We start from the raw sequence: 26049 nt of genomic DNA on the forward strand, positions 1-26049 counted from the left end.
TTGGCGCGGCAGGAAAAGCGTGCCGCAGGGCAGAGCCCTGCTTGCCGCTGGGCGCTTCAGTGCGCGGCGCTCAGCAACGGAGAGTGGGCAGCAGAAAGGGCCGGCGAGCGCGCGGCGCTACACAGGCAGCGACGGCGCCGCCATCATTGCCGGCCAGGGCATCGGCCAGCACTTGCGCCACCATGCCATCCTGGCGCACGACGCGCACGCGACCAGATTGCCAGGCCTCGGCCAGCTTGTCGGCGGCCATCGAGAAGGCTTCCTTGCGCGCCATGGTGGAAAAGATGAACAGCGAACGCAGGGGGCTGATCCAGGCCAGCTTGACGGTGCGGCTTGCGCTGCCATCGGGCGCGGCAAATTCCAGCCAGGCGCCGCGCTCGAGGCCATCGATCGCCGTCAATACGGGGTCGAGTTCGGCGCGCGCCACTTCGCGCTGCTCGGCCGCGGCCATCGCCTGCTCGTTTTCGACCCGCTGCAAGGCGTCCTGCTGGGCCGCCTCGAGGGCCACTTCGAGCTGGCGCTCGGGCGACAGTTCGATCGGGGCACGGACGATCGAGGCATGGCACTCGGCCAGCTCGGCAAAAAACTGCAGGCGCTCGCCATCTTGCCACTTGATGATATCGAGCCATTTGTTGAGCGTGGTGAGCAGGCCGGGCAGGCGGGCGATCATTTGCTTGCGCTGCTCGACGGTAATCTTCGGCTTGACGCTCCAGATCAGGTCATCCATGGTGCGGGTGGCGTTGCCGACCGCGCCTGGCTTTTCCGTCTCCACCGAATAGGCAAGCGCCAGCACCGAGGTCCATTTTTGCTGCAGGAAGGCTTCCACCACATTGGCCAGCTGGCCGCCGCCGACGCGCAGGGCGACGGCAGTCTTGGCCGAACGGGTGGCCGCCACCACTTTTTCCTGCTTGAGGGCAGCGGCAATCGGCGCTGCCATGACCACGGCAGTGGCCTGCTCTTCGCTGGACAGGCTCGCTTCGAGTTCGGCCACTGCCTCGGCAAACACCGCGACGTTGGCCTCGCTATCGCGGCCAACCCGTTCGACGCCGCGCTGCATGGCCTGGAACAAGGGATCGTCGGGGGCCCGCTGCTCCCAGCCCATGCGCGACATCAAGTCGATCATGCGGCGTGCCGGATGGTCTTCCTGATAAAAGAACGCTTTGTCGAGCAAGGCGGCCTTGAGTACGGGCGCCTGCAGATACTGGATCAGCTCGCGGGTCGGCTGGGGGATCGAATCATCCAGATAGACCGTGTCGAAAATACGCGAGAGCAAATCTAGGGTGGTGGCATCGCCCCGGTTGAGGGCGCCAGCGGGCATTGCCTGTTTCAGGCGCGGCAAATAAAACACGTTTTGGCCAGCGGCCGGTGCCCCGCCATCAGCGGTGGGTGATGCCGACGCCGACGCGGCGCCCGCCAGCGCCGACAGGGCCGGCAGACGCGCCAGCAGCTCGAGCAGACCGCTCGGCTGCATGTGCTGGCCCTGGGTGCCGGCGCCTGGCACCATGCCGGCGTCGATGGCGGGCAACAGGCAATGCGCTGGACCGTGCGCACCGTGCCCGCCGCTGGCAAACTGGCCGCCCTGCGCTGGCGCCGGGGCACCGGCAAAACCGGCGGCGTGTGCGCTGGCCCCATGCGACTGGCGCGCATCGTGGGTGGCCGCCACCAGGGGCGCGACGTCGAAACCGTCGGCGCCGCTGGGTCGCCAGCCGCCCTTGCCTTGTGGCATCTGCGGCAAATCGGCGATCAGCGGCAGCTCGTAGCCAGTGTAACCGTCGTGGCCATGGTGACCATCGTGCGCCATCAGCTGGCGCAGTTGGCTGGCCAGCGCCGCCTTGCTGCTGGCGCGTTCGGCCTTGGCGCGTGCCGCATTTTCGCTTTTGCGAATCCGCATGGCCTGACCGCTGCTCGCTTCGAGAGCGCCGTTGAGCAATTCATACAGGGGCGCAAAATCGGGGCCGACGCCCGGCTTGAGCAAGGGGGCGAACTGGGCGTGGCTGTCGGCCTCGGGCGAAAATTCGCACCACGCCTGGTGCAGGGCGAGCAACACCAGGTCGGGCCGGAACGGGTTCTGGCTGACCCGCAAGGTGTCGCGCTCGAGCAAAAAGCCGAGGCGCACGTTGAGCGTGGCCAGCGCCTCGGCGCAGCCAGCCTCGAACGGCCGGCTGAGGGTGGCGAAGGTGACACTCAAGTCCATTTCTTCGAGCGGCACCAAGCGCAAGGCATCGGCGCTGGGCGCCACCGCCAGTTTCGGCTGCGGCCGCAGGGTCAGCGCTTGTTTGCGGATCAGGCTATCGATGGCAGCACTGCTCAGATGAATGAAGGCGTAACTTTGCGACTTGAGCAAATTGCCGGCGCGTACCCGGTGATACACGGCGGCCGCGTCCAGCAAGGGATCGTCGACGTCGAGAAACGCGGCGGCCAGACGGCCGCACAGGGCCGTCAACCCTTCGTTGAGGTGACCCACAGCCTGTTCCACCAGGCGGTCCAATTGCGTCTGCGCCGGCGGCAGCGAGGACCCCGATACAGTTTGCTTTATTGAATGAATTGCCATGATTGAAAGCCTCGACCGCGACATGATCTGCGCTTCTTCTATTTTGGCACATAATTTCCACATGGCAATAATAATTTTAATGTCCAGTCACCGGTGTTCTGTGCTGCGTCAGTTACGCAACACGGCATTGCCTGCCCGGCATTTGATAAACCGCAATAGTGCCAATAGGAATTTAATTACGATGGGCAATCCCCGGCTTTCAAGGATACCGCCATGCCCCCTCTCCGCCCGCACGCCTTTGCCGCCGCCCTGGCCGCCGCTGCCGTCCTGACCCTGAGCGTGCCCGCTGCCAGCGCCGCCTGGCTGCTCCAGCAATTCGCCGTGGCCCTGCAGTTGGCACAACACGCCAACGGCAAGGCCAGCGCCCAGGCCCTGCTCGCGCAGGCCCGCACGGTCAGCGTCCTGGCATTGCTGACGGCGCTGGTGATCGCTGCCGTGATGGTGCGCGCGCTGATGCTGCGCGCTGCCCGCGCGCGCCATGACGATGCCAGCCACGCACGCCGCTTGCAGGACGGCGAACTGGGCATCGTGGCCGGCGCCGCCCGCGCCAGCCCGCTGCACAGCGCCCTCGACGCCCTGCGCCTGCAGCTGGCGCAGACGGTTGGCGGTGCCCGCCGCGGCAGTGCCGCCATCGGCCGCGGCGCCGCCACCATCGCCGCCACTGGCCAGGCGCTGTCGGCACGCACCGAACAGCAGGCGGCAGCGCTGGAACAGACGGCCGCCTCGATGGATCAGATCACGGCGGCCGTCAAGCAAAATGCCGAGCACGCAAGCCAGGCCAGCAAGCTGGCGGTGTCGGCCTCGGAAGTGGCAGTCAAAGGGGGCACGGTGGTGGCCGAGGTGGTCGGCACGATGGCGTCCATCAATGCCTCGTCGAAACGAATTGCCGAGATCATCGGGGTCATCGATGGCATCGCCTTTCAAACCAATATCCTCGCCCTCAACGCTGCGGTGGAAGCGGCGCGTGCCGGTGAACAGGGCCGCGGCTTTGCCGTGGTCGCTTCCGAAGTGCGCAGCCTGGCCCAGCGTTCGGCCGCCGCCGCCTGCGAAATCAAGCTGCTGATCGACGATTCGGTCAGCCAGGTCGAGGCCGGCACCGTGCTGGCCGACAAGGCGGGCAGCACCATGGTCGACGTCGTCAAAAGCGTGGCGCGGGTCACCAGCATCATCGGCGAAATCGCGGCCGCCAGCGCCGAACAGACTGCCGGCATCGAACAGGTCAACCGGGCGATCGCCGAGATGGACCAGGCCACCCAGCAAAACGTCGCGCTGGTCGAACAGGCGGCGATTGCCGCTGGCGAGTTGGGCCAGCATGCCGCCGGGCTCGATCGCTCGCTGGCAGGTTTTAAACTGGGCAGCGAGACGGCGATCGCGCTGGCGCCGCCGGCAGCGGCGCTGGCGCCCGCAGCCGCGCAAGCGAACGGCGCGGCCACGCCAGCCGCGGCCGTGGCGCGGCCCGCCGGCGCCGGCCACGGCCGACGGCCGACGACAGCGACACGCGCACGAGCGCGCGCCGGCGCGCCTGAAGATGACTGGGAAGAATTTTAAGGCTTTGCAAAATTACACGGGGCGCGATTTATTGCAATGTGCGAGGGAGAAATCCTACACGCGCTCAAGCACTGTTCCGATACCGATCGCGCAGGCGGAATCGGATGATTGCTTCACCGGAAACGCGACCAATCATCAGTAGTTGGCAAGCCTGGAGTGCATCCGCCCAACGCAGCATCCGACGCATACACACGAGGAAATGACCATGACCAAGCAATCGACTACGCCATCGAAATCGCCATCGAACCTGCAAGACAAGGACAGCACCGCATCGACCAGCAAGAGCAGCAGCGGCAACAAGCAGTCGACCTCGGGCAGTGGCTCGGGCACTGGTGCGGGCAGCAGGCAATCGACGCCGGCCAGCGGCAGCAAACAATCGACGGCGGCCAGTGGCAGCGGCAGCAAATCCGATAGCAGCAGCCAGGGCACCCAGGGCGGCAGCCACGCCCAGCACGTCGCCGCTGGCCGCCAGAGCCATAAAAACGACGACAAGTAAGACGGCGGCCCCGGCGCGACTGCCAAGCCCCGCAAAAAAGCCTGTCGCGGCTCGCACCGCGACAGGCTTTTTTCTATTTGACTGAAATTAAATATTGCGCAGCCGTGCGCCTTTGGGCGGTGCAAAATCGCCAACCGCAGCGATCATCCCCGCCACACGGGCATCGCCTGCATTCAGGTGCAAATCGGAGTATTGGTGAATCGCCCACTGCTCCGGCGCCAGTTCGATATGCTTGCGCAAGATCGACTCGGTGCGCGCATCGTCGGCGCGCAGACCCTCGACGATGATGTTGAGCGCATCGGGCCGCGCCCCCGGCGACGCGGTGGCATGCGACTTGTGCACCATGAAGCGCGCGGTTTCGCTGGCATAGCGGCGCTGCCCGGCCAGGTAGACGATGACGGCAATCGAGGCGACCGCGCCGCCGTTATACATCACAAACTCGACGGGCGAATTGGCCAGGAAATTATATAAACACAAACCGTCGCTGACGTAACCGCCATTCGACTGCAGCAGTACGTGCGCGGTGTCGAGGCCATCGGCAGCCATCTCCGCCACCGCTTCAAACACCCGGTGCACCATGTCGCTGTTGACATCGCCGGTCAGGGTAAACCAGGCCTCGTTGTGTTGCACAGTGGTTTCTTCGCTCATGGTGGTCGCCCGCAAAGTAGATGCAACATTCTAACAAATAGAGTCCAAGAAATCTTCCCCCACACCTGTCGTGCGCGCATGGTCAAAACAACAGTCAATCACTTGCAAAAAAGCAGCGATGACGGCTTGCCCGCGCGCATTTATCAAAAAAATCGGGCGGTTTGATCACTTCGCTGGCGTCCGAACCGTTTTACTTTCGTTTGAACATTTGCTATTGTGCGGGTCTTGATCGGGAGAGCGCAGCGTTTTACTTCACTGCCGCCGAAGGGGCATCACCCAAAAACTCTCAGGCAAAAGGACCGCTCAAGGGCCGCGCTATCGCACCATGCCGGCCACACTCTGGAGAGCGGCCGCGGCATCTGCCGGCGGTCCACCGAAGGGGCAGGCGGAGCAGTCCGCTATCTCTCAGGTATCAAGGACAGAGGGGCGCGCACACCGCCGGCATCACATTGCCGCGGTGGACGACGACCCCTTATGCTTTTACTGTCCGAGGATTTTCATGACGCTCTCCGCGACCCCGCTCAATGCCGCACACCGCGCCGCCGGCGCCAAAATGGTCGATTTCGGCGGCTGGGACATGCCCGTCAATTACGGTTCGCAAATCGAAGAACACCATGCCGTGCGCCGTGATGTCGGCATGTTCGACGTTTCGCACATGTGCGTCGTCGATATCGAAGGCGCCCATGCGCGGCCGTTCCTGCGCGGCCTGCTGGCCAATAACGTCGACAAGCTGCAGGTAGCGGGCAAGGCACTGTATTCATGCATGCTGAACGAATCGGGCTTCGTCATCGATGACCTGATCGTCTACTTCTTCCGCGAAGACTGGTTCCGCCTGGTGGTCAACGCCGGCACTGCCGTCAAGGACCTGGCCTGGATCGCCGAGCAAAACGTCGCCACTGGCAGCGGCGTGACGATCACCCAGCGCAGGGATGGTGCGCTCGATTCGACCATGGCGCTGATCGCCGTGCAGGGCCCGAATGCGCGCGCCAAAGTGGTTCAGGTGCTGCCAGGCGCGCAGGCCGCAGCCGACGCCATGAAGCCGTTCAATGCCGTCATCGTCGACGGCACGCCGTTTGGCCAGGTGATGGTGGCGCGCACCGGTTACACGGGCGAAGACGGTGTTGAACTGGCTTTCCCCGCCGCCCAGGCGCAAGCGGCCTGGGACGCCCTGCGAGCTGCCGGCGTCAAGCCGGCTGGCCTGGGTGCGCGCGACACCCTGCGCCTGGAAGCGGGCATGAACCTGTATGGCCAGGACATGGACGAGACGATCAACCCGCTCGACGCCGGCCTGGCCTGGACCATCGACCTGGTCGCCGGGCGCGACTTCGTCGGCAAGGCCGCCTTGCTCGCCATGGGCCAGCGGTTTCAGTTTGTCGGCCTGATCCTGCGCGAAAAAGGCGGCGTGCTGCGCGCCCACCAGCAGGTGTTGTCCAATTCCGGCAGCGTCGGCGAAATCACCAGTGGCACCTTCAGTCCGACCATGCAGCAAGCCATTGCACTGGCGCGCGTGCCGATGGACGTCGCCGTCGGCGACACCGTCAAGGTGGCCATCCGCGACAAGCAGCTGGCCGCCTCGGTGGTCAAACTGCCGTTCGTGCGAAACGGTAAAATTCTCGCTGCCTGATTCCATCGACCAGCGCCCCCATCCACCATTACTTACCCTGGAGCCCCCCATGAACATCCCAGCCGAGCTGAAATACACCGAGTCCCACGAATGGGTGCGCGCCGAAACTGACGGCACCGTTACCGTCGGCATCACCGAATACGCCCAGGACGCGCTTGGCGACATCGTCTTCGTCGAACTGCCCGCGGTCGGCAAAACCTTCACCGCGGGCGACGACGCTGCCGTCGTCGAATCGGTCAAGGCCGCCAGCGACATCTACGCGCCGCTGTCGGGCGAAGTGGTGGCGGTGAACCAGGCGGTGGCCGATGCTCCCGAAGCGATCAACGCCGATGCTTACGCCAGCTGGCTGTTCAAGATGAAGCCCAGCGACGCCAGTGCTATCGATGGCCTGCTCGACGCTGCCGGCTACGGCCAGAAGACGGCTGACTGAGCGGCTGACTGAACGGCTGACTGAGCGGCTGATTAAGCCGCTCACTAAGCGGCTCACTGAGCTGTCGTAACCAGTGCTTCGTTTGCTGTACAACGGGCGCCCGCGCCCGTGTTGTTCCTTCCTTGATGACCGTGGCCGGCGCTGCCGCCGGCCAGTATTTATGTGGCCCTTACCATGACCCGTTCCAGCCTGTCCCAACTTGAATCGCGCGATGGTTTCATCGCGCGCCACATCGGCCCCAGCGCCGCCGAAGAAGCCGCCATGCTCGCCGTGCTTGGCTACCAGTCGCGGGCGTCGCTGATCGACGCCATCGTGCCGGAAAATATCCGCAACAAGAGCCAGCTGGCGCTCGGCGAATTTTATGCGCCGTTGACGGAACAGGCGGCGCTGGCCAAACTGAAGGGCATCGCCAGCAAGAACAAGGTGATCAAGTCGCTGATCGGCCAGGGCTATGCCAACACCTTCACGCCACCGGTCGTGCTGCGCAATATCTTTGAAAATCCCGCCTGGTACACCGCCTACACGCCCTATCAGCCGGAGATTTCGCAGGGCCGCCTGGAAGCGATCCTCAATTTTCAGCAAACCATCACCGACCTGACCGGCATGGCCATTGCCAATTCGTCGATGCTCGATGAAGGCACCGCCGCCGCCGAGGCGATGACCCTGATCCTGCGCGTCGGTAAATCGAAGTCGAACGTGTTCTATGTGGCCGACGACGTCCTGCCGCAAACGCGTGAAGTGGTTGAAACACGCGCGCGTCCGCTTGGCATCGACGTGCGCACGGTGGCCGCCGCCGACGTTGCCACCCTCGATCAAGCCTGCTTCGGCGTGCTGCTGCAATACCCGGGCGTCGATGGTAATGTGCGCGACTACCGCGCCGCCGTTGAACGCCTGCATGGCGCCGGCGCGATGGTGATCGTCGCTGCCGACCTGCTGGCACTGACCCTGCTCACGCCGCCGGGCGAATGGGGCGCCGACGTCGTCGTCGGTAACAGCCAGCGCTTCGGCGTGCCGCTCGGCTTCGGCGGCCCGCACGCCGGTTTCCTCGCCACCCGCGACGAATTCAAGCGCTCGATGCCAGGCCGGCTGGTCGGCGTAACCATCGATGCGCAGGGCAATATGGCGTACCGCCTGGCCCTGCAAACGCGCGAGCAGCACATCCGCCGTGAAAAGGCCACCTCGAATATCTGCACCGCCCAGGTCCTGCTGGCCGTGATGGCATCGATGTACGCCGTCTACCACGGCCCGCAAGGCTTGCTGCAAATCGCCGAGCGCACCCACCGCTTCACCGGCATCCTCGCTGCTAGCCTGCGCGGCGCCGGTTTCAGCCTGCTCAACGACAGCTTCTTCGATACCTTGACCATCGAGGTCGATGACGCCGAAGCGATTCACGCCGCCGCCCTCGCCCACGCCATCAACCTGCGCCGCATCGACGCGCGCCACGTCGGCGTGACCCTCGACGAGACCATCACGCGCGACGATATCACCGTGCTGTGCGCGATTTTCAAAGTTGCGGCGCCGCCTGACTTCGACGCCGTCGGCACGAACGCCTACCCGGCCGCGCTGGCGCGCACCAGCAGCTTCCTGACCCACCCGACCTTCGCGCGCTACCACGCCGAGCACGAAATGCTGCGCTACCTGCGGGCGCTGGCTGACAAGGATCTGGCGCTTGATCGCACCATGATCCCGCTCGGTTCCTGCACCATGAAGCTCAACGCCACCTCCGAGATGATTCCCGTGACCTGGCCCGAGTTTTCGAATATCCACCCGTTCGCCCCCGCTGACCAGACCATCGGTTATCGTGAAATGATAGCCCAGTTAGAAGCCATGCTGTGCGCGCTGACCGGCTACGCCGCCATTTCGCTGCAACCGAACGCCGGCTCGCAGGGCGAATACGCGGGCCTGTTGGTGATCAAGGCGTACCACGAGTCGCGCGGCGAAGGCCATCGCAACATCTGCCTGATCCCCTCGTCGGCGCACGGCACCAATCCGGCGTCGGCCAATATGGTGGGCATGCAGGTGGTCGTCACCGCCTGCGACGACGCCGGCAACGTCGACCTGGCCGACCTGCGCGCCAAGGCGGAGAAGCACTCGGCCAACCTGGCTTGCGTGATGGTGACGTATCCGTCCACCCACGGCGTATTTGAAGTAGGCATCGCCGAACTGTGCGAGATCGTCCATTCCCACGGCGGCCAGGTCTACATCGACGGCGCCAACATGAATGCGCTGGTCGGCGTGGCAGCACCGGGCAGTTTCGGCGGTGACGTCTCGCACCTGAACCTGCACAAAACCTTTTGCATCCCGCACGGTGGCGGCGGTCCTGGTGTCGGCCCGATTGGGGTTGGCGCCCACCTGGCGCCGTTCCTGCCGAACCAGCGCTCGTCCGGCTACGTCCGTGGCGAAGGCGGCATCGGCGCCGTCAGCGCAGCGCCTTACGGTTCTGCCTCGATCCTGCCGATTTCGTGGATGTACATCGCCATGATGGGTGGCCAGGGTCTCACCAGCGCCACCGAAGTGGCCATCCTCAACGCCAACTACATCGCGCGCCGGCTGGCGCCGTACTACCCGGTGCTGTACGCCGGTCACGACGGCCTGGTGGCGCACGAGTGCATCCTCGACCTGCGTCCGCTGCAGGACGCCACTGGCATCAGCAATGAAGACGTCGCCAAGCGCTTGATGGACTTCGGCTTCCATGCGCCGACCATGAGTTTCCCGGTCCCGGGCACCCTGATGATCGAGCCGACCGAGAGCGAAGCGAAGATCGAGATCGACCGCTTCATCGAGGCGATGATTGCCATCCACGCCGAAATCGTCAAGGTCGAGCGGGGCGAATTCGACCGCCTCGACAACCCCCTGAAAGGCGCGCCGCACACCGCCGAAGTGGTGATGGCCGACGACTGGCAGCACCAGTACACGCGCGAACAGGCAGCCTTCCCGGTCGCCTCGCTGCGCCGTAAAAAATACTGGCCGCCAGTGGGCCGAGCGGACAACGTCTACGGCGACCGTAATCTCTTCTGCGGCTGCGCGCCGATGAGTGACTACGAGTAAATCAAACAAAAGTAAACACCTACTTTTGTTTGGGCTTGAAGTGAGAGGCTAAGGGACACCGGCTGACCGGCGCGCGACGGGTCAGTGAACAGTCACTGGCGCAGCCAGATGATTGTTAGAGGGGACGCAAACCCGCGGCGACTCAACGTGCGCCTCGGGGAATTTCGCCGAAGGGGGGACTGGCACCGCAGGGTGCCTGTCCCTTTTTTTTGACTACGTGCGACTGGCCGCCAGCCGCAAATGACCGCGGCGGCCGTTGCTGCTGGCGCTGCGTGGCGGCAGCGACAGCAGCGCCGCTTCATCAAGATTGAAGCCGGCCACCGCCCGCGCCAGATCGACTGCCTGGCGCTGCAGGTCAGCGGCGGCATGCGAGGCCTGGGTCACCAGCGCCGAATTTTGCTGGGTCATCTGGTCCATCTGCACGATCGCTTCGCTCACTTCAAGGATGCCGCTGGCCTGTTCGACGCTGGCGTGGCTGATCGCGGCGATGATGTCACCCACCTGATCGACCTGCCTGGCCATGTGCGCCAGACTGTCGCCCGCTTCGCTGGCCGAAGCGCGGCCACCGTCAATGTCAGCGAGCGCGTATCCCATCAACACACCGATCTCGCGCGCCGCCAGCGCCGATTGCTGCGCCAGCGCGCGCACTTCGAGTGCCAGTGCACTAAAGTGCGCGCCGTCGGCGCCCTCGCTGCCAGCACGGCCGGCGGCGCACGCTGCGTTCAGCGCCAGCATGCCCGCTTCGCTGGCAATACCGTCAATGCGCTCGGCCAGCACGCTGGCCTGACAGGCGCCGCCACGAATGGCGCCCATGGTCGATAGCAGGCGCCCCAGCATGTCGCTGCCACGACTGGCGACGCTGGTGGCGTCGACCGTCAGCTGGCGCGCCGCCTGCGCGCTGCTGGCAGTTTGACTGAGCACCGCGGTCAGTTCTTCGACCGAGCTGGCAGTGTGCTGCAGCGATGTGGCCTGCGCCACCGCACGGTGCGACAGGTCGGCGCTGCCCAGCGCCACCTGGCGCGACGACTGGTCGATCGAGCGCGCCGCATCAAGGATGCCTTTTAAGGTGGTATTGAGATTGCGGATGCCGGTGTCGAGCATGCGCGAGGTGGCGGCAATTTCATCGACGCCGTAGTCGCGCTGCGGCACCAGCAGCTTACCGCTGGCCAGGTCGATGGCGGCCTCGCCAATATCGTTCACTTCACGCAGCAGCGCGCGCCGCACCAGCATGCTAATCGCCAGCGACAGCGCCACCGACAGCAGCACCGCCAGCAGCAAGGCGGTCGAGATGATGGCAAACTCGCCGGACGCGCGCCGCGCCGCCTGCTCGCTCAGGCGCTGCTCATGGGCCGCCAGCTCGGCCAGCCGCGCCGCCACCGTGTCGAACGCCCGTTCCGCCTTCGACATGGCGCTGGCACTGGTCGAGGCGTCGCTGCGCGCCAGCTCGATGACATCGGCCACTGCCTTCAGGTACAGCGCGTAGGCGGCGCCGGCCTGTTCGACCAGCCGCTGCTCGACGGCGCAGCCGGCGCTAGCGCGCGCCAGCTGCTGCAGCCGCCGTCCGGTCTCCTGCTGGTCGCGCTCGATCACCGTCAACAGTTGTGCCAGCCGCGGTTCGGCAAAGCTGGCGCCCAGCCAGGCCAGCAACTGGTAGACATCGCTATGGGCCCGCTGCGCCGACTGCACCAGCGCAGCGGTCTCGCGCAGGCGCCCGGCGCGCTGCTCGACGATGACGCCGAGCGAATCGTTCTGGCGCACCATGGCGTAGTAGGCACCGCCGGCGACGATGATCAGCAGCAACAGCACGGCGCCGGGCGCCAGCAACAGCTTGGGACCGATGCGCAGTTTCGACAGCATGGAAGTCTCCCCGATGGTGAGGTGGCGATGCGGTGGCGATGCGGTGGCGGCGCGGTGACGCAAGGTGCGGCGGCGCCGGGTATCATGGCGCTGGCTCGCGCAACTATAGTGTTGCCAAAACGCACCGCCCAATGTACCCGCTCGCCGCGCCCAAGGTTTGCGCTAACGCAAATCCGCCAGCACGGCGCACTGCAAACAACATCAGGAATGGCATGAAAAAATCCACCGTCGCAGTCTTGTTGTCGCTGTTCGTCTTTCCCGGCGCCGGCCATCTGTATTTGAAGCGGCGCCTGCGCGCGCTGGCGTTTCTGGCACCGGCCGCGGTGGCCGCGCTGTACGTCATCAATCAGGCGATGGTAGAGGCGAACCGGATCGTCGAGCAGATCCTCGCCGGTAGCGCCAGCATGGACCCGGCCGCCATGGCGGCGCAGATCGAACAGTCCGGTGGCAATACGCTGGCAGCCAACCTGGCGTCGGCGCTGATGCTCATTTGCTGGCTGGGCTCCGCCTTTGACGCCTGGCGGCTGGCGCGCGAGCTGTAGTGGCGTGCTGTAGTGGCGTGCTGTCGTGGCGTGCTGTCGTGGCGTGCTGCAGTGGCGTGCTGTAATGCGGTGGGAAAGATGATGCAGAGGGCCGGGCAAAGCGCCCGGCCCCGGTCGTTCAGGACAGCTTGGCAGCGTGCTCGCGGGTGGCGTGGAACTTCAGTTTCGGCCAGCGCTCTTCGGTCAGGCGCAGGTTGACGTTGGAGGTGGCCAGGTAAGCCAGATTGCCGGCGGCATCGTAGGCGACATTGTGGCCGAGGGCGTTCTCGAAATCGGCCAGCATGCGCTTGTCGTCGCCGCTGACCCAGCGCGCGCTGCTGATGCTGGCGCCGTCGAACACGGCGTCGACGCCATACTCGTTGAGCAGGCGGCTGGCCACCACTTCGAACTGCAGCACGCCGACGGCGCCCAGAATCAGGTCGGCGCCCTGCACCGGCTTGAACACCTGCACGGCGCCCTCCTCGCCCAGCTGCTGCAAACCCTTGTGCAGCTGCTTGATCTTGAGCGGATTGCGGATCCGCACCGAGCGGAAGAAGTCCGGTGCAAAATAGGGAATACCGGTAAACGCCAGCATCTCGCCTTCCGAAAAGCTGTCGCCGATCTGCATGTTGCCGTGGTTCGGCAAGCCGATGATGTCGCCGGCGTAGGCTTCCTCGACCTGCTCGCGCGAGGAGGCCATGAAGGTGACCACCGATGACACCTTGATTTCGCGCCCCAGGCGCAGGTGCTTGACCTTCATGCCCCGTTCGAAGCGCCCCGAGCACACGCGCAGGAAGGCGATGCGGTCGCGGTGGGCCGGGTCCATATTGGCCTGGATCTTGAAGACGAAACCGGTAAAGCGTGCTTCGTTCGGTTCGACCACGCGCACCGAAGCGTCGCGCGCCAGCGGCGGTGGCGCCCAGTCGACCAGCGCCGACAAGATCTCGCGCACGCCGAAGTTATTGATGGCCGAGCCAAAAAACACCGGGGTCTGGATGCCAGCCAGGAAGCGTTCGAGGTCGAATGGGTGGGAGGCGCCGTGCACCAGTTCCACTTCCATTTTCAGCTGCTCGATTTCGAGCGGGAACATCTCCGACAGGCGCGGATTGTCGATCCCCTTGACGATCTCGAAGGCGCCGTCGGCCTTTTCTTCGCCTGCCTTGAACAGCATAATTTCATCGCGCAGCAGGTGGTAGACGCCGCGAAAATTCTTGCCCATGCCGATCGGCCAGGTCACTGGCGCGCACTCGATCTTGAGCACCGATTCGAGTTCGTCGAGCAGTTCAAGGGGATCGCGCGTTTCGCGGTCCATCTTGTTCATGAAGGTGACGATCGGTGTGTTGCGCATCCGGCACACCGCCAGCAGCTTGATGGTCTGCGCTTCGACGCCCTTGGCGGCATCGATGACCATCAGGGCCGAGTCGACCGCCGTCAGCACCCGATAGGTGTCTTCCGAAAAATCCTGGTGGCCGGGGGTGTCGAGCAGGTTGATGACGTGATCGCGAAACTCGAACTGCATCACCGAGCTGGCCACCGAAATGCCGCGCTGCTTCTCGATTTCCATCCAGTCCGAGGTGGCATGACGCCCGCTTTTGCGCGCCTTGACGGTACCGGCCATCTGGATGGCGCCCGAGAACAGCAGCAGTTTTTCGGTCAGCGTGGTCTTGCCGGCGTCGGGGTGGGAAATGATGCCGAAGGTGCGGCGGCGCTCGACTTCGCGGGCGATCACGGCCGCCGGCTTGGTGGTGGGCGCGCTGCCGGTATCGAGCGCGGCGTCGGCGCCGGCGGAGCTGTCGGGAGTTGGTGTGGCGTGGTCTTGGGACATGGTGGCTGCGCTAATGAGTCGGAATGCGGGTCGAAATGCGGGTCGCGATGCGGGCCGGGAATCCGGTTCGCCCACGAACAACCCTCGATTTTACCCTGTTGCGGCGGTCAGGGGAACTAAGCGCGCAGCGCGCCCATCCCGCCCCTTCGCCGGCGCTGGCGAAACGGCTACACTAGCGCCATGAATCTGCCCCTGCGCCCCCTGCCCTTCCTGCTGCGCCAGCAACGCCTGGCGCCGCTGTGCGCGGCGTCGGCCCTGCTGCACCTGGCGGTACTGGCCTGGCTCGCTGGCGCCGCGCCAGCGCTCAAACGAGCGGCGCCGCCATTGCCGGCGCCATTGCAGGTTCGGCTGGCGGCGCCGGTGAGCGCTGCCCGCACGGTGCCCGCGCGCGCGCCGTCAGCGGCCAGCAGCGCGGTGCCGGCGGCGGCGGCGCTGGCACGGCAGCGCGCGCGGCTGGGCGCCGCTGGCAGCGCTGTCAGGGCTGCCAGCGCGGCAGTGCCGCCACCGCTGCCAGCCCTGACAGCGCTGTATGCCGCCGCCACTGGCTGGGATGTCAGCGCCGACGGCGACGATCACCAAGCGCAGCACTTGCCGGGATTTCAGGCGGTGCAGGCGCCACCGGCGGCGCGCCTGTCGTACGCGGTGACCACGGCCAGCGCCGGCGGCGCCGAACTGGCCAGTGGCGCCGCCACGCTCGAATGGCGCCTCGACGAGCACGGCTACAGCATGTCGATGAGCGGCGTCAGCGGGGTGTTCGAGTCGCGCGGGCAGATGAGCGACAGTGGCTTTGCACCGCTGTCATCGCGCCAGCAGGGAGCAGATGGCAGCATCGACACCGTGCAGTTCGACTGGAGTGCCGGCCAGGCCAGCTTCGGCCGCGCCGGCACCATGTTGACGGTGGCCAGCGATGGCCAGGACCGCGCCTCGATGCTGATGCGGCTGGCCGGCATGGGTCTGGCCGGCGCCGCCCAGTTGCAAGGGGTGATCGAATTGCAAGTGGCCGGCAGCAATGGCCTGGCGACGGTGCGCTTCGAGCGCATCGGCGACGAAGAAGTGCTCGCCACCGGTCTGGGGCCACTGAGCACCGTGCACCTGGCGCAGCTGGTGGCGCTGGGCCAGCCGCGCCTGGAAGTCTGGCTGGCGCCCGAGCGCGCCTGGTACCCGGTGCGTTTAAAAGTCACCGCCGCCGACGGCAGCAGTGCCACCCAGACGGTGACGGCGTATGCCGGCACCGCGCCCCTGCAGCCACAATAATCGGCCGCCAGAAAGTACAAGGGCCGGCGCTGACAGCGCCGGCCCTTGTTTATCGCGGCAAAGTGCGCTTACTCGCCGTTGACACTACGCCAGCCCACCTTGCGCGCATCCTTCGAATTGGGCGGCGTCACATTGGTGGTAATGGTGGTGCCGTTGGCCAGGGTGGTGATCATCTTGACGGTACCGGTAGGCAGCCGCACGATGATGAAACCAACCGCCGCCGCCGTGTTCGACAGCGTGCTGCCGGCAACCCCGTCAGCACCCACATAACTGCCGGTGCAGACGTTGAACTGGTAGACATTACTGGTGCCACCCACCGTGCACGACGACGACGCCGTCGGAATGGTGGAGACAACATTGACGCCACCGTCGACGATTTGCGGATCGAGGTTGATGCGCTCGCCCTTGTTGAGCGACAGGTCAACATACCAGCCATCGTTGGCAGCCAGGTCGACCGTCTTCTTGGTGATCGTGTAGGTGTTCAGATTGACCGTCGACGAGCTGGGGTCCTTGATGGTCGACTTGAGCGACAGGCTCTGCTGCACCATGGCGGACGAACGGATATTGGCGATCGGGCTGCCGCTGTCCTTGAGCATGTACAGGCTCTGGGTATTGCCAGTGTCGCTGATATCGGGCAGGTCGAGCAGCCGACCGGTGCCGAAGATGACGACACGCTGGGCATGCGAGACCGCGGCGCCGGCAACGGTGTCGGTTTCCAGGCACTGGGTGACCTCGGGGCGGGTGGTGATCGGTTGGTTGGCGCCGGCATCGCCCATCTTGATGACGGAGACGACGCCGGAGACGGCCGAGGTCAGGTCGAAACGGAACATCTGTCCGGTGTTGTCGCCGCCATATACATAGGTGGTGACAGGGTCGGTGAACGGATTCGTGCTGATCGAGGTGATCTTGGCCAGGCCCGAGGGCGTACCGACGCTGCCGTTGCCGGTATCGATTTTCTTGAGCACGCTGCCGGTTGCGACATCGACGATGTACAAGAAGCCGTGGCCGGTGCTGCCCAGATTGACGCCGTCAACGCCAGAGACATTGTTATAACCGGATGTCAGGAACACCACCCACTTGCCTTGCCACAAGCCGAACTGCGGATTGCCGAACGACAGGCCGATATCCGGATCGTTCTTGCTGCAGACGGTCGAATCGGCGCACAGTTCCCACAGGGCCAGCGGATTGGCCGGATCGGTGACGTCAAGCGCATAAAAGCCGCGGCCGCCCCCATTCAGGCCAGCGACCAGCACGGTCTTCCAGACGCCGCCAATTTGCACATCGCCCAGTTCGGGCGAGCCGTCGGTGGTGAACTGGTGGTTGGCATTGTAGTTCGTGCTGGCCTGCTTGTAGAGTTTTTTCATGGTGATGCGCGGCACGTAGGCCCAGTTTTCAGTGCCCGTGGTGGCATCGAAAGCGTGCAGCATGCCGTCGTTGGCGGCGGTGAACACGGTGGCGGCACGGCTGGCATTGGCGCTCTTGAAGTCGCTGTAACCGGCTGTCACGTACGACTTGTTGGGCCCGCGCATGAAGGCAGGCTTGGACGAGGCAATGTCACCGAGCACAATCACCTTGACGGGGCCGTTGGCCGGATCGGTACCGTAGTAAGTGCGCAGCAGGTGGTCGTCGGCGTATTGCTGCTGGCCGCGCAGCCAGTCGACGATGTTGCTGCCGGCATTGACGATGACCTTGTCGCCCGTCGAGAGCAGCGCGCACTGGGCCAGCAGCGAACACTTGTTGTCGAACCAGGCTTTTTCTACCGCCGTCATGGCCGAATACTTGAAATCCTTGAGCAGGCCTGTGGTGCCATCGATCATCTTGATGGTGCGCGTGTCGGTCGCCGCAGCGACGCGGTCGCCCAGCGTGGTGGAGGTATTCCACAGCGCCGTGGTGTTGACCACGCCGGTGTTCAAGTCGATCTGCTTGTCGGACAGTTCACCGCTCCACTTACCAGTAATAAAGGTGTCGGAGAAAATATTGTTGTCTTCCTTGGAGACGTTCGGCGTCGAGGTTGCCGCCGCCGAGGCGGCGCCCACCGTCACCGTGATGCCGGCAATCGCTTCGGAAAGGCCGGCCTGCACGGCCACCGGGTCGCTGGCGCTGAAGTATTTACCATGGCCGTTGATGGCTGCGTGCCACAGGTCATCGACGCGCTCCTGGATGGTGCTGCTGGTCGAATCGTTGACTTTCGGATCCGGCCACACATAGGCGCCGCCGCCATTCCACGGGCAGCCGCTGGCCACCTTGGTCAGTACGCTGTGATAATCGCCGCCCGCTTTCGGCGCCGTATCGTACTTCCCCTCGTAATTCATGACACCGTCGATACCGAGGCCCAGCGTGAAGGTATTGACGTGCAGGTGCGAGTTTTCGTCGGGGCCGCCGCTGACCAGGCCGGCCTTGGTGACGTCATCGATGCCAGGCCGCAGCGATACGGTGTCGTTGTTGCTGCCGCCGTTGTACCAGTACAGGGCGATATCGGCGAGCGACGGCGCCGACTGGCTGCGGCCGTCGGTGCAGGCGCGCCCCGCGGTGCAGAAACGCGAAGGGTCATTGACTTCATCGTTGCTGACGACGCTGCCCGAATAGCCCTGGTTCCAGTAACCGTCGGTGGTCAACAGGATGAAATTCTGCTGGCATGGGTACTGCACCACTTCGTTACCGGCGGTGTAGTTGTAGGGCGCGATGTTGGCAAACATCTTGCCAACGTTGTCGAGTGCCGGCCGGGTCGGCGTCGAGCCGCTGGTGGTGGTGGCGTAAAAAGTGCTGTACCAGGTCTGCCGCGCGGTGCTGGTGAAGTCGGCCGGCTTGACATCGATGGCGCCGCCGGCGCCGGCTGCCGACATTTTCGACAGGCCCACGCGGAAGTTCCCCGTGACCGAAGAGAACGCCAGTCCGACGGCGGTCTTGGTCATTTGTACGCGCGACTTGTAATACGCGTACCAGTTGGCAAAATTGGTCATTTCTTCGTTGTAGGTGCAGGTGCTGTCGGCACAGTCGTCACGCGTCAGCGCTTTCGGATAGCTGTTGTTGGTCGAGACGATGTTGATGCGCTCGAAGGTGCTGGCCGGCGCCGTGCCGGTCGAAAAGCTGCTGAGGGCAAGCACGATGTTATCGGTGCCGTTCTTCGGGGTGACGGCGCTGACGGTCCAGGCGGTGGCGACGTTGTCGGTCGATGGCGAGCAGTTGGTGGCCAGTTTGTTGGAGGTCGAGGTACAGTCGAGCGGTATCAGCGCCACCACGTCATCGGACGCCAGGTTGATGCCATACGTCGAGCAGGCCGATACGGTGGTGGTGCCGACCGGGGTGCGCACGCAGGCCCAGTACTGCTGGGCCAGGCCGCCCTTGGCCATGATCGACTCGGCCATCTTGCTGGCCAGGGTTTGCCGTTTGAGCGGCGTGTCGGTGCCGCTGGGCGCCGTCACCGTGCCGTTGCTGATGACCCGGGTGGTGGTGGTATCGTTGACCGAAATACTGGTGATGGTCAGCGACTTGGTGCTGCCCGCCGACGATGGACTGACGGTCAGGGACGAAAAGCCGATCACCGCACCGATCGGGGTGGAGAACGACGGATACTTGAAATTGCCGATCTGCTTGGCCTGGCAGTTGTTCAGGTTCAGCGTATCGCACCAGCGGACCTTGACCGGATACGGGTAGCCCGCGGGGGCGGCGGCGCCCACCGAGGTCGAGGTGCAGGTCGTCAGGTTGACGTCGGCGCAGTACTGGGCCACCCCGATATTGTAGTAATACGGCCCGGTGGAAATCGCGTGGGCGTAGGTAAAGGTGTTGTCAGGATACGTATAAGTGGCGGTATTTTTGCGGCAGTTGGTGTAGGCATTGCTGTCGCACCACTCGATGTCGGGAAAACCGGTCAGCAGGTTGGTGGTGGCGCTGGCCGAGCCCTGCTGCACGCCGCCCAGCGTGATCGCGCGCGAGCCAAAGCCGTCCATCGGCACCGCGCTCCAGGAGCTGCTGCCCATGTCCGGGTAAAAGCTGCCGTCAAACTTGACCGGCACCTTGTAGCGGATCGCCGGGTTGTAATAGATCCTGTTGAAATCGGCTGCCATGAAGGGCGGGTGACCGGGCGAACACAGGGTGTTGGCGGTGGTCTCGCGCAAGGCACCCTTGGCGCGGCACTGGTAAGTACTGCCATAGCCGACCGAATCGGGCAAATAATGGAAATCCATCGAGCCCGAGTTGTCGAACAACAGCATCAGGTTGGGCTTGACTGAGCCGGTGCCCGTCATATTCAGCAGCGGCACCTGGGCAATGTTGGTCAGCCCGGCCTGCGCCGGGGTGACCAGCATGGCCAGCGCCAGGGCAGCCAGCGCTGCCAGGGCGCGTAAGGGAGATAGCAAGAACGTATTCTTCATGGTCATTCCAATCGAGAAAACAGTAGGCGCGGGTGGCGCCCTCATGGGCCCATCAGCACAGCCATCTGACTGATGACGTTGCCGCCGCGCGGTCCGTAGATGCGCGCGGTAATGATGTAATGCAGTTGCGGCGAGCCGGCCAGTTGCACCGCCGTCGACGACAGGCTGCTGCCGAGCGCCACGCTGGTGCCCAGCGAATAACTGTTGGCGGTGGTTTGCATGCATGTGTTGGGCAATACATTCCACGAGCCGGCGGTCTTGCACACGCGATGAATCACGTATTCGATGGTGTTGCCGTCAGCGGCCACCATGGTCGCCTTGCCAGCCCAGAAATTGGCGGAGTTGACAGTCTGGGTGGTGTCGAGATTGGCCACGTAGCCGGACGCCGGCACGTTGGCGTCAAGCAGCAGGCGGTTGCCCGTCCAGGTGCTCGACAGCCATTCGGAAGCCGACATCAAGGCCAGGTCGTTGGCCTTGTTGAGCACCGACTGGTAGGCCAGGTTGGAGGTGTTCATGGTCACCGCATTGCTCGACTTGAGCAGATAAACACCGCTCAACAGCATGATGGTCAGCACGATCAGCATGACAGGCAGCGCGATGCCGCGTTGCAGGCGGCGCCGGCGCGACAGCAGAAGAGGGGAAGCGGTCATGGGGTGGGCCTCCAGGCCGAGTTGCGCAATGGCACAACGGTTTCAAAGGTACGGTAGCGGTAGCATTTCCAGTCGATGCTGTCGCCGGCCACGGCCAGGCCGACGCTGACGGTGCCGCCAAATACCGTGTACGGGGTATTCGGGGTGGCGCTGCAGACGCCGGCGGCATTCGGTCGTTCCGGATTGCGGCTGCGCGCCACCACTGCCACCCGCACGGCTGCCACGCGGGCGTAATCACCGGCGCTGCCGGCGACGCCGTCGCCGTCGGCGTCCAGCATGGTGCCCGACCAGTTGCTCACCTGCATGCCCAGTTCGGGCGTGAAGGTGGCCGTGCTGCGCTGATCGAGGCCATACTGGGCCTTGATGGCGACGATATTGTCGGTCACCGTGCTGGCGGTGGTGCTGCTGCCAGCCAGATTGGTGGTGCGCAACTGCAGGAAGCCCTGATTGAGCGACCAGGTGTGGAAGGCCAGGTTGCTGGCCGGGCCTAAATTAAAGATGCGCCCGCCGGTGGCAACGGTATACGCCACCCCGAGGTTGCCGCTGTTAAACCGGTTGGCGCCCCCGCTGGCAATTTGCAGCTTGTTGAGGGCGCCGGCAGCGACCGCATCGACGGGCGCCGATACCTGGGCGACGGCGCACTTGGCCGTGCCGAGTGCTTCCGGCGCCACCGCGATGACGTCACCGCCAGCGACGACGGTGTCGGTACCATTGAAACCGTACGGTGAGCGGTCGATATCGATGGAAGCGCCGCTGGCGTAGCCACCGCTGATGCGGGCCATGCCGGTGTTGCTGAAGTCGCTGCCGGAATTGATCGATAACACGTCCGAGCTACCCGCATTCGACTGGATCACCACCGCCGTCAGCGGCGTGACGGTGCCGGCACCGCGGGCGGCGCTGAGCAGGGCATAGCCGTTGGCGTCATAGAACACGGTGTCGCAGCCATTGAGCAGCGGGTCGTTCATGCCCCAGCCCGACTGCAACAGTTCGCGTTCGATGGAAAACACTGCCACCACGCCGTTTTGCATGGCGTCCGAACCGCCCAGCGCGGACTGCTTGTTGGTCTCGCTGCTGACCACCAGGCGGGTGGCCAGGCCCAGCGCGAGCAGGCCGATCACCACGCTGACCATCAGCTCGACGAGGGAGAGGCCGGTGGCATGGCGCCGGCGAGGAAGTGGATGGCTCGGCTTCATTTGGAGGGGGCGATATAAGAAGTGACGTTGTGCACGCTGGCCTGGTCGCCCTGCTTGCGCTGCCAGCCAATGGCGATGTCGATGCGGTAGCGGCTGGTGCCGGCCACCTGCGCCACCGTCACCGTCGGCTTGGCGCTGGGGATCGCCGCGAGCGTTTGCACCAGCCACGGGCTGATCTGGGCGCTACCGCCGCCGCTGCCGGCGTAAGCGTACGACGTCAGGTTGCTCTGGTCGAGCGCCATCAGGGCCAGCAGCTTATCGCTGGCCATGGTGGCCTCGGCGCGCATGCCGGCGTCGGACAGGGCCGAATAGGCACGCGCCTGCATGCCGATCGCGCCCAGCAGGCCGATGGCCAGGATCAGGGAGGCGATCAGCGCTTCGATCAGCGCCACACCGCGCTGCTGCCGGCGCGCTTGCTGTTGCTGCAGCTGCGGCTGCGGCTGTTTCTTTTTCATGGGAAGTGCGCTCATGGTGGGCACCCGCGCGAATCGGTGACGGCGGAGCCGACGTTACAGCGGATCGGCATGCCGGCCAGGGTGATCGCAATGGCGGTGGTGGGCAACTGCGCGGCGTAAGCAGGCAGCGGGTCGAGCTGCAGCCGGGTCAGGCGGTTGGCATAGCTGGTGTCGACCCAGCCCAGCGCCGTGTAGTAGACCGCGTAGGCATTGGTCGGCAACAGGGTCGGCGCAATCACGCTGGTCGACGGCAGGATATCGGCCGAGCGCTTGATCGAGGTGTACTTGGTGCCGCTGTCGGGATCGTTCGCCGCAGCCGTCGTCGGTGTCGACCAGTTGCCACTCACGCCCGTGCAGGGTGAACCGGCGACGGGAAAGCAGATATCGACCTGCCAGTCCATCTGGCCGGTGGTGTCGTTGCTGGTGAGGACGATGCGGCTGGGCGCGTTGTGGCCAATTGCCTGCAGGCGGGCAGCGCGAAAGCCTTCCATGTAAAACTCGTTGGCATACGCCGCCTTGTTCGACATGACCCACGCGCTCATCGATGGAATCCCCAGCGCCATCAGGCCGCCGAAAATGGCCACCACCACCACCATCTCGATCAGCGTGAAGCCGTACTGGGCACGCATGACGGGGGCGCTTACTGGGAACATGTGCCCGCCTTGCGGTCGACCCAGCAGCTGTCGTTGCTGGTCCAGCCGGACGGTACGCCGGTGGTGGCGCGGTTGCCCTGCTGGTCGATGGTAAACTTGAAACCGAGCAGGGTACCGCGGCCGGTGGCGGTCACCAGGTAAGCGGTATTGGTGGCACCGGAGAGCGCATAGGTAAAATTGGCGGAGCTGGTGGGGAACACATTCGATGCGGTGTCGAAATTGGCGAACGAGCGCGTGTTCGACCAGAACTGCTCGGCATTTGGCTGCACCGTCGCCAGCGCCGAAAATGCTTCGCCCAGGCGGCCGCGGATGACGTAATCGCGGTAACTGGGCAGGGCGATGGCGGTCAGTATGCCAATGATGGCGACGGTGACCATCACCTCGATCAGGGAAAAACCAGATTGCTGCCGTTGCATGATATCCTCTGAGAGCGTGGATTTGATTCACAGAGAATACTGCGGCAAACTGACATTACCCTGAAGCAATGCTGACAAAGGGCTGACAGGGAAAATTTATTTCCCTTTACCAACGCGCGGGGCGGGAAAGCGCACCTGGAACAGGGCCCCCTGCCCGCTCCTGGCGGTGAGCACGGCGACGCGGGCACCGTGCGCGAGGGCGATGTCGCGCACGATCGCCAGCCCCAGGCCGCTGCCGCTGGTGTGCTCGGCCAGCCGCACGAAACGGCTGAACACCCGCTCGCGCTCGGCGGCGGCGATGCCGGGACCGGAGTCTTCCACTTCCAGCAGCACCACGGCGGCGCCCTTGCCATCGCGCCCGGCTTGCGGGTCGAGCCGGCAGCGCACCGTCACCGTGCCGTCGGCCGGGGTGTAGCGCAAGGCGTTGTCGACCAGGTTGTCGAGCAGGTCGCGTAGCAGGAAGGCATTGCCCAGCACCGTCAGCGGCTGCAGTTCAAAGCCGAGGTCGATGCGGCGCGCCAGTGCCTGATCGACAAAATGCTGGATCGAGCTGCCCACCAGGGCCGACAGGTCGATCCGCTCGAGGCGCTCTTTTTCAAAGCGGCTCGGTTCAGCGCGCGCCAGTGACAGCAGCTGATTGGTCTGGCGGATCATGCGGCCGTTCGACAGCAGCATCAGGCGCACCGACTTGACACTGTCAGGGTCGCCCCGGTGGCGCGCGCCCAGCCATTCGAGCTGCAGTTTGACGCCGGCCAGGGGGGTGCGCAACTGGTGCGCCACGTTGGCGAGAAATTCGTGCTGGGCGCGCGTGCCCGCCTGCAGGCGCGCCAGCAAATTGTCGAAGGCGCCCACCACGGGCGCAAGCTCGATGGGCACCGCGCGCGCCGCCAGCGGCGCCATGTCGGCCCAGTCGCGGGCGTCGAGGTCGGCGCGCAGGCGGTCCAGCGGTTGCAAACCGCGGGTGACGGCAAACCAGATCAGGCCAGCCAGCACCAGCGCAAACAATCCTTCGAGCAGCAGCAACACCCGCACGGTGGTGCCGGGCTGGTTGCGCGTGCCGACGCTGCGCGCCAGCGCCACGGTGCCGCCCGCTTCGGTCATCTCGCTGGCCACCCGCATCGGCACGCCGCGCAGGCGGGCGTCGACCAGGGTGGCGCCATCGTCGAGCCGGGCTGGCACATCGGCGTCGCCGGCCAGCAGGAGGCCGTTGCGGTCGCGCACGGCAAAATAGGTGGCGCCGGCCAGGCTGTCGCGCAGCGCGCGCTCGGCGCGCGGTGGCAGGTCAAGCACACCGTCGGCGCCCACCCGCGCGGCGAGGGCGGCGGCGCCGTCGAGCAGCGCGCGGTCGTAGGCCGACTGCACCGGACTCCACGCCAGCAGATAGATCAGGCTGGCGCCGGCCAGGTTAAGCAGCAGAATCGGGCCAATCAGCCAGGTCAGCAGACGGACCCGGATACTTTTCATGGGTGGGCGCCGGCGTCGGCGGGCGCCTCGAGCATATAGCCGAAGCCGCGGATGGTGCGGATGACCACGCCGGCATCGACCAGTTTGAGGCGCAGGCGCGAGACGTACACTTCGACGGCGTTGAGGGTCAGCTCTTCCGCCCATGGCGCGATGGCATCGATGATCTGCTGCTTCGATACCACCCGGCCGCCATGCTGCAACAGGTATTCGAGCACCGCCCATTCGCGCACCGACAGCTCGATGGCGCGCTCGCCGACACTGGCGCGGCGGGTGTCAAGGTCGAGGTGCAGCCGGCCCAGTCCCAGCACCGCCGCCTTGACGGCCGAGCGGCGCGCCAGCGCACGGATGCGCGCCACCAGTTCGGCGCTGGCAAATGGCTTGACCAGGTAATCATCGGCGCCCATTTCCAGCCCCCGCACGCGGTCTTCGACGGCGTCGCGGGCGGTCAGCAGCAGCACCGGCATGGCGCTGCCGCGCTCGCGCAGGCGCCGCACCACTTCGAAGCCATCGATGCCGGGCAAGCCGATATCGATGACCGCCACCGCCGCCTGGCTGCGCTGCAGCACGGCGTCAGCCAGCAAGCCGTCGGCCACCTGCTCGAGGACGAAGCCATGCGCTTCGAGCATGCGGCTGATGCCATCGGCCAGCACGGCGTCGTCTTCGACCAACAGGATGGACAGGGCGGCAAGCATGGGCGCGGATGGCAGAAAGAAAAAGCCATTATGGGGCAATTCGATGGCGTTCCCAATAGCAAGATCAGGGCAGTCGCCTTCGATGTCAGACCTTTCCTCCTACAAATTTCGAACAAAAACCTGACAATTCGACCATGTTTGATTGCCAATACCGGCCAACCTCGCTTCAGCCTTATCAAAACGAAACAATTTTTGTAACCAGCGGGCGCGAAGGCTGCCCGTTATTTGCACAAACAACCTGACTTTTGGTCGTTATTTGGCCACAAAGCACCATTCCTCCCAGTAGGACTAGGCTGACATGCCTATCTGCTCATAGCCTACACAGGGGCGACTGCTAATCTTATGTTCGCCAAC

At 64.9% G+C, this 26049-nt stretch carries 19 protein-coding genes and 2 riboswitches; of the genes, 7 read left to right on the plus strand and 12 right to left on the minus strand.

Annotation, left to right across the window (positions count from 1 at the left end; genetic code table 11):
* Nucleotides 1–70: 70 nt before the first annotated feature.
* Nucleotides 71–2575 carry a DUF1631 family protein gene (locus tag ACP7BZ_RS14650; protein WP_426114368.1) on the minus strand — a complete coding sequence of 835 codons (2505 nt, stop codon included), beginning with the start codon at nucleotides 2573–2575 and terminating at the stop codon, nucleotides 71–73.
* Nucleotides 2576–2764: 189 nt separating this feature from the next.
* On the opposite strand from ACP7BZ_RS14650, the gene ACP7BZ_RS14655 reads away from it, so the two are divergent.
* Together ACP7BZ_RS14655 and ACP7BZ_RS14660 are read left to right on the plus strand one after the other, a co-directional pair.
* Complete coding sequence (locus ACP7BZ_RS14655; protein WP_426114370.1) at nucleotides 2765–4099, plus strand: methyl-accepting chemotaxis protein; 1335 nt, start codon at nucleotides 2765–2767, stop codon at nucleotides 4097–4099.
* 205 nt (nucleotides 4100–4304) lie between these two features.
* Complete coding sequence (locus ACP7BZ_RS14660) at nucleotides 4305–4595, plus strand: hypothetical protein (RefSeq protein WP_426114372.1); 291 nt, start codon at nucleotides 4305–4307, stop codon at nucleotides 4593–4595.
* An 87-nt stretch (nucleotides 4596–4682) separates the two neighbouring features.
* Here ACP7BZ_RS14660 and ACP7BZ_RS14665 read toward each other — a convergent pair whose 3' ends face one another.
* Entirely contained in the window at nucleotides 4683–5243 is a 561-nt protein-coding gene (locus ACP7BZ_RS14665) for an ATP-dependent Clp protease proteolytic subunit (RefSeq protein WP_426114374.1), read from the minus strand.
* Between the two features lie 220 nt (nucleotides 5244–5463).
* Nucleotides 5464–5555: riboswitch (glycine riboswitch) on the plus strand.
* A 17-nt stretch (nucleotides 5556–5572) separates the two neighbouring features.
* Nucleotides 5573–5675, plus strand: a riboswitch (glycine riboswitch).
* 67 nt (nucleotides 5676–5742) lie between these two features.
* Between ACP7BZ_RS14665 and gcvT the strand changes: the two genes are divergently transcribed.
* The 3 genes from gcvT to gcvP all read left to right on the plus strand — a co-directional run bounded on the left by gcvT (nucleotide 5743) and on the right by gcvP (nucleotide 10345).
* Complete coding sequence (gene gcvT / locus ACP7BZ_RS14670; protein WP_426114376.1) at nucleotides 5743–6867, plus strand: glycine cleavage system aminomethyltransferase GcvT; 1125 nt, start codon at nucleotides 5743–5745, stop codon at nucleotides 6865–6867.
* Nucleotides 6868–6916: 49 nt separating this feature from the next.
* Nucleotides 6917–7297, plus strand: coding sequence for a glycine cleavage system protein GcvH (gene gcvH / locus ACP7BZ_RS14675; RefSeq protein WP_426114378.1), 381 nt, complete (start codon nucleotides 6917–6919; stop codon nucleotides 7295–7297).
* A gap of 174 nt (nucleotides 7298–7471) precedes the next feature.
* Nucleotides 7472–10345, plus strand: a complete 2874-nt coding sequence (gene gcvP / locus ACP7BZ_RS14680) for an aminomethyl-transferring glycine dehydrogenase (protein ID WP_426114380.1) — start codon at nucleotides 7472–7474, stop codon at nucleotides 10343–10345.
* A gap of 213 nt (nucleotides 10346–10558) precedes the next feature.
* Here the strand turns inward: gcvP and ACP7BZ_RS14685 are convergent, their stop codons facing one another.
* Nucleotides 10559–12202: a methyl-accepting chemotaxis protein gene (locus tag ACP7BZ_RS14685; RefSeq protein ID WP_426114382.1), complete on the minus strand. Its 1644-nt coding sequence runs from the start codon at nucleotides 12200–12202 to the stop codon at nucleotides 10559–10561.
* Nucleotides 12203–12414: 212 nt separating this feature from the next.
* Between ACP7BZ_RS14685 and ACP7BZ_RS14690 the strand changes: the two genes are divergently transcribed.
* On the plus strand, nucleotides 12415–12744 hold the full coding sequence (locus ACP7BZ_RS14690; protein WP_426114384.1) for a DUF6677 family protein: 330 nt from the start codon (nucleotides 12415–12417) through the stop codon (nucleotides 12742–12744).
* Nucleotides 12745–12862: 118 nt separating this feature from the next.
* Here the strand turns inward: ACP7BZ_RS14690 and ACP7BZ_RS14695 are convergent, their stop codons facing one another.
* Entirely contained in the window at nucleotides 12863–14548 is a 1686-nt protein-coding gene (locus ACP7BZ_RS14695) for a peptide chain release factor 3 (protein ID WP_426114386.1), read from the minus strand.
* A gap of 180 nt (nucleotides 14549–14728) precedes the next feature.
* Between ACP7BZ_RS14695 and ACP7BZ_RS14700 the strand changes: the two genes are divergently transcribed.
* Nucleotides 14729–15802 carry a DUF3108 domain-containing protein gene (locus ACP7BZ_RS14700; protein WP_426114388.1) on the plus strand — a complete coding sequence of 358 codons (1074 nt, stop codon included), beginning with the start codon at nucleotides 14729–14731 and terminating at the stop codon, nucleotides 15800–15802.
* Nucleotides 15803–15870: 68 nt separating this feature from the next.
* On the opposite strand, the gene ACP7BZ_RS14705 is transcribed toward ACP7BZ_RS14700, so the two are convergent.
* From ACP7BZ_RS14705 to ACP7BZ_RS14740, 8 genes are all read right to left on the minus strand, one after another.
* Entirely contained in the window at nucleotides 15871–20172 is a 4302-nt protein-coding gene (locus ACP7BZ_RS14705) for a pilus assembly protein (protein ID WP_426114390.1), read from the minus strand.
* A gap of 41 nt (nucleotides 20173–20213) precedes the next feature.
* The gene (locus tag ACP7BZ_RS14710; RefSeq protein ID WP_426114392.1) at nucleotides 20214–20822 is read right to left on the minus strand and encodes a hypothetical protein; all 609 of its coding nucleotides are present in this window, start codon (nucleotides 20820–20822) and stop codon (nucleotides 20214–20216) included.
* Entirely contained in the window at nucleotides 20819–22015 is a 1197-nt protein-coding gene (locus ACP7BZ_RS14715; protein ID WP_426114394.1) for a PilW family protein, read from the minus strand. Before ACP7BZ_RS14715 ends, ACP7BZ_RS14710 begins: the two co-directional genes overlap by 4 nt.
* A complete protein-coding gene (locus ACP7BZ_RS14720; RefSeq protein WP_426114396.1) occupies nucleotides 22012–22485 on the minus strand; it encodes a type IV pilus modification PilV family protein in 474 nt (157 codons plus the stop codon). The genes ACP7BZ_RS14715 and ACP7BZ_RS14720 overlap by 4 nt, the downstream gene beginning before the upstream one ends.
* Nucleotides 22482–23123: a pilus assembly FimT family protein gene (locus ACP7BZ_RS14725; protein ID WP_426114398.1), complete on the minus strand. Its 642-nt coding sequence runs from the start codon at nucleotides 23121–23123 to the stop codon at nucleotides 22482–22484. Before ACP7BZ_RS14725 ends, ACP7BZ_RS14720 begins: the two co-directional genes overlap by 4 nt.
* Nucleotides 23111–23539 (minus strand): type IV pilin protein, encoded by a 429-nt coding sequence (locus ACP7BZ_RS14730; protein WP_426114400.1) that lies wholly within the window; start codon nucleotides 23537–23539, stop codon nucleotides 23111–23113. Before ACP7BZ_RS14730 ends, ACP7BZ_RS14725 begins: the two co-directional genes overlap by 13 nt.
* A 96-nt stretch (nucleotides 23540–23635) precedes the next feature.
* Nucleotides 23636–25003, minus strand: a complete 1368-nt coding sequence (locus tag ACP7BZ_RS14735; RefSeq protein ID WP_426114402.1) for a sensor histidine kinase — start codon at nucleotides 25001–25003, stop codon at nucleotides 23636–23638.
* The gene (locus tag ACP7BZ_RS14740; protein WP_426114404.1) at nucleotides 25000–25695 is read right to left on the minus strand and encodes a response regulator transcription factor; all 696 of its coding nucleotides are present in this window, start codon (nucleotides 25693–25695) and stop codon (nucleotides 25000–25002) included. The genes ACP7BZ_RS14735 and ACP7BZ_RS14740 overlap by 4 nt, the downstream gene beginning before the upstream one ends.
* Nucleotides 25696–26049: the final 354 nt, after the last annotated feature.

The sequence above is a fragment of the Massilia sp. PWRC2 genome (genome assembly GCF_049896725.1).
GTDB lineage: Bacteria > Pseudomonadota > Gammaproteobacteria > Burkholderiales > Burkholderiaceae_D > JAFCUW01.

What these genes read in the sequence shown, in the direction of transcription:
- ACP7BZ_RS14650 (WP_426114368.1), bottom strand. Translation starts at nt 2,575, where the DNA reads ATGTCGCGGTCGAGGCTTTCAATCATGGCAATTCATTCAATAAAGCAA.
- ACP7BZ_RS14655 (WP_426114370.1), top strand. Translation starts at nt 2,765, where the DNA reads ATGCCCCCTCTCCGCCCGCACGCCTTTGCCGCCGCCCTGGCCGCCGCT.
- ACP7BZ_RS14660 (WP_426114372.1), top strand. Translation starts at nt 4,305, where the DNA reads ATGACCAAGCAATCGACTACGCCATCGAAATCGCCATCGAACCTGCAA.
- ACP7BZ_RS14665 (WP_426114374.1), bottom strand. Translation starts at nt 5,243, where the DNA reads ATGAGCGAAGAAACCACTGTGCAACACAACGAGGCCTGGTTTACCCTG.
- gcvT (WP_426114376.1), top strand. Translation starts at nt 5,743, where the DNA reads ATGACGCTCTCCGCGACCCCGCTCAATGCCGCACACCGCGCCGCCGGC.
- gcvH (WP_426114378.1), top strand. Translation starts at nt 6,917, where the DNA reads ATGAACATCCCAGCCGAGCTGAAATACACCGAGTCCCACGAATGGGTG.
- gcvP (WP_426114380.1), top strand. Translation starts at nt 7,472, where the DNA reads ATGACCCGTTCCAGCCTGTCCCAACTTGAATCGCGCGATGGTTTCATC.
- ACP7BZ_RS14685 (WP_426114382.1), bottom strand. Translation starts at nt 12,202, where the DNA reads ATGCTGTCGAAACTGCGCATCGGTCCCAAGCTGTTGCTGGCGCCCGGC.
- ACP7BZ_RS14690 (WP_426114384.1), top strand. Translation starts at nt 12,415, where the DNA reads ATGAAAAAATCCACCGTCGCAGTCTTGTTGTCGCTGTTCGTCTTTCCC.
- ACP7BZ_RS14695 (WP_426114386.1), bottom strand. Translation starts at nt 14,548, where the DNA reads ATGTCCCAAGACCACGCCACACCAACTCCCGACAGCTCCGCCGGCGCC.
- ACP7BZ_RS14700 (WP_426114388.1), top strand. Translation starts at nt 14,729, where the DNA reads ATGAATCTGCCCCTGCGCCCCCTGCCCTTCCTGCTGCGCCAGCAACGC.
- ACP7BZ_RS14705 (WP_426114390.1), bottom strand. Translation starts at nt 20,172, where the DNA reads ATGAAGAATACGTTCTTGCTATCTCCCTTACGCGCCCTGGCAGCGCTG.
- ACP7BZ_RS14710 (WP_426114392.1), bottom strand. Translation starts at nt 20,822, where the DNA reads ATGACCGCTTCCCCTCTTCTGCTGTCGCGCCGGCGCCGCCTGCAACGC.
- ACP7BZ_RS14715 (WP_426114394.1), bottom strand. Translation starts at nt 22,015, where the DNA reads ATGAAGCCGAGCCATCCACTTCCTCGCCGGCGCCATGCCACCGGCCTC.
- ACP7BZ_RS14720 (WP_426114396.1), bottom strand. Translation starts at nt 22,485, where the DNA reads ATGAGCGCACTTCCCATGAAAAAGAAACAGCCGCAGCCGCAGCTGCAG.
- ACP7BZ_RS14725 (WP_426114398.1), bottom strand. Translation starts at nt 23,123, where the DNA reads ATGTTCCCAGTAAGCGCCCCCGTCATGCGTGCCCAGTACGGCTTCACG.
- ACP7BZ_RS14730 (WP_426114400.1), bottom strand. Translation starts at nt 23,539, where the DNA reads ATGCAACGGCAGCAATCTGGTTTTTCCCTGATCGAGGTGATGGTCACC.
- ACP7BZ_RS14735 (WP_426114402.1), bottom strand. Translation starts at nt 25,003, where the DNA reads ATGAAAAGTATCCGGGTCCGTCTGCTGACCTGGCTGATTGGCCCGATT.
- ACP7BZ_RS14740 (WP_426114404.1), bottom strand. Translation starts at nt 25,695, where the DNA reads ATGCTTGCCGCCCTGTCCATCCTGTTGGTCGAAGACGACGCCGTGCTG.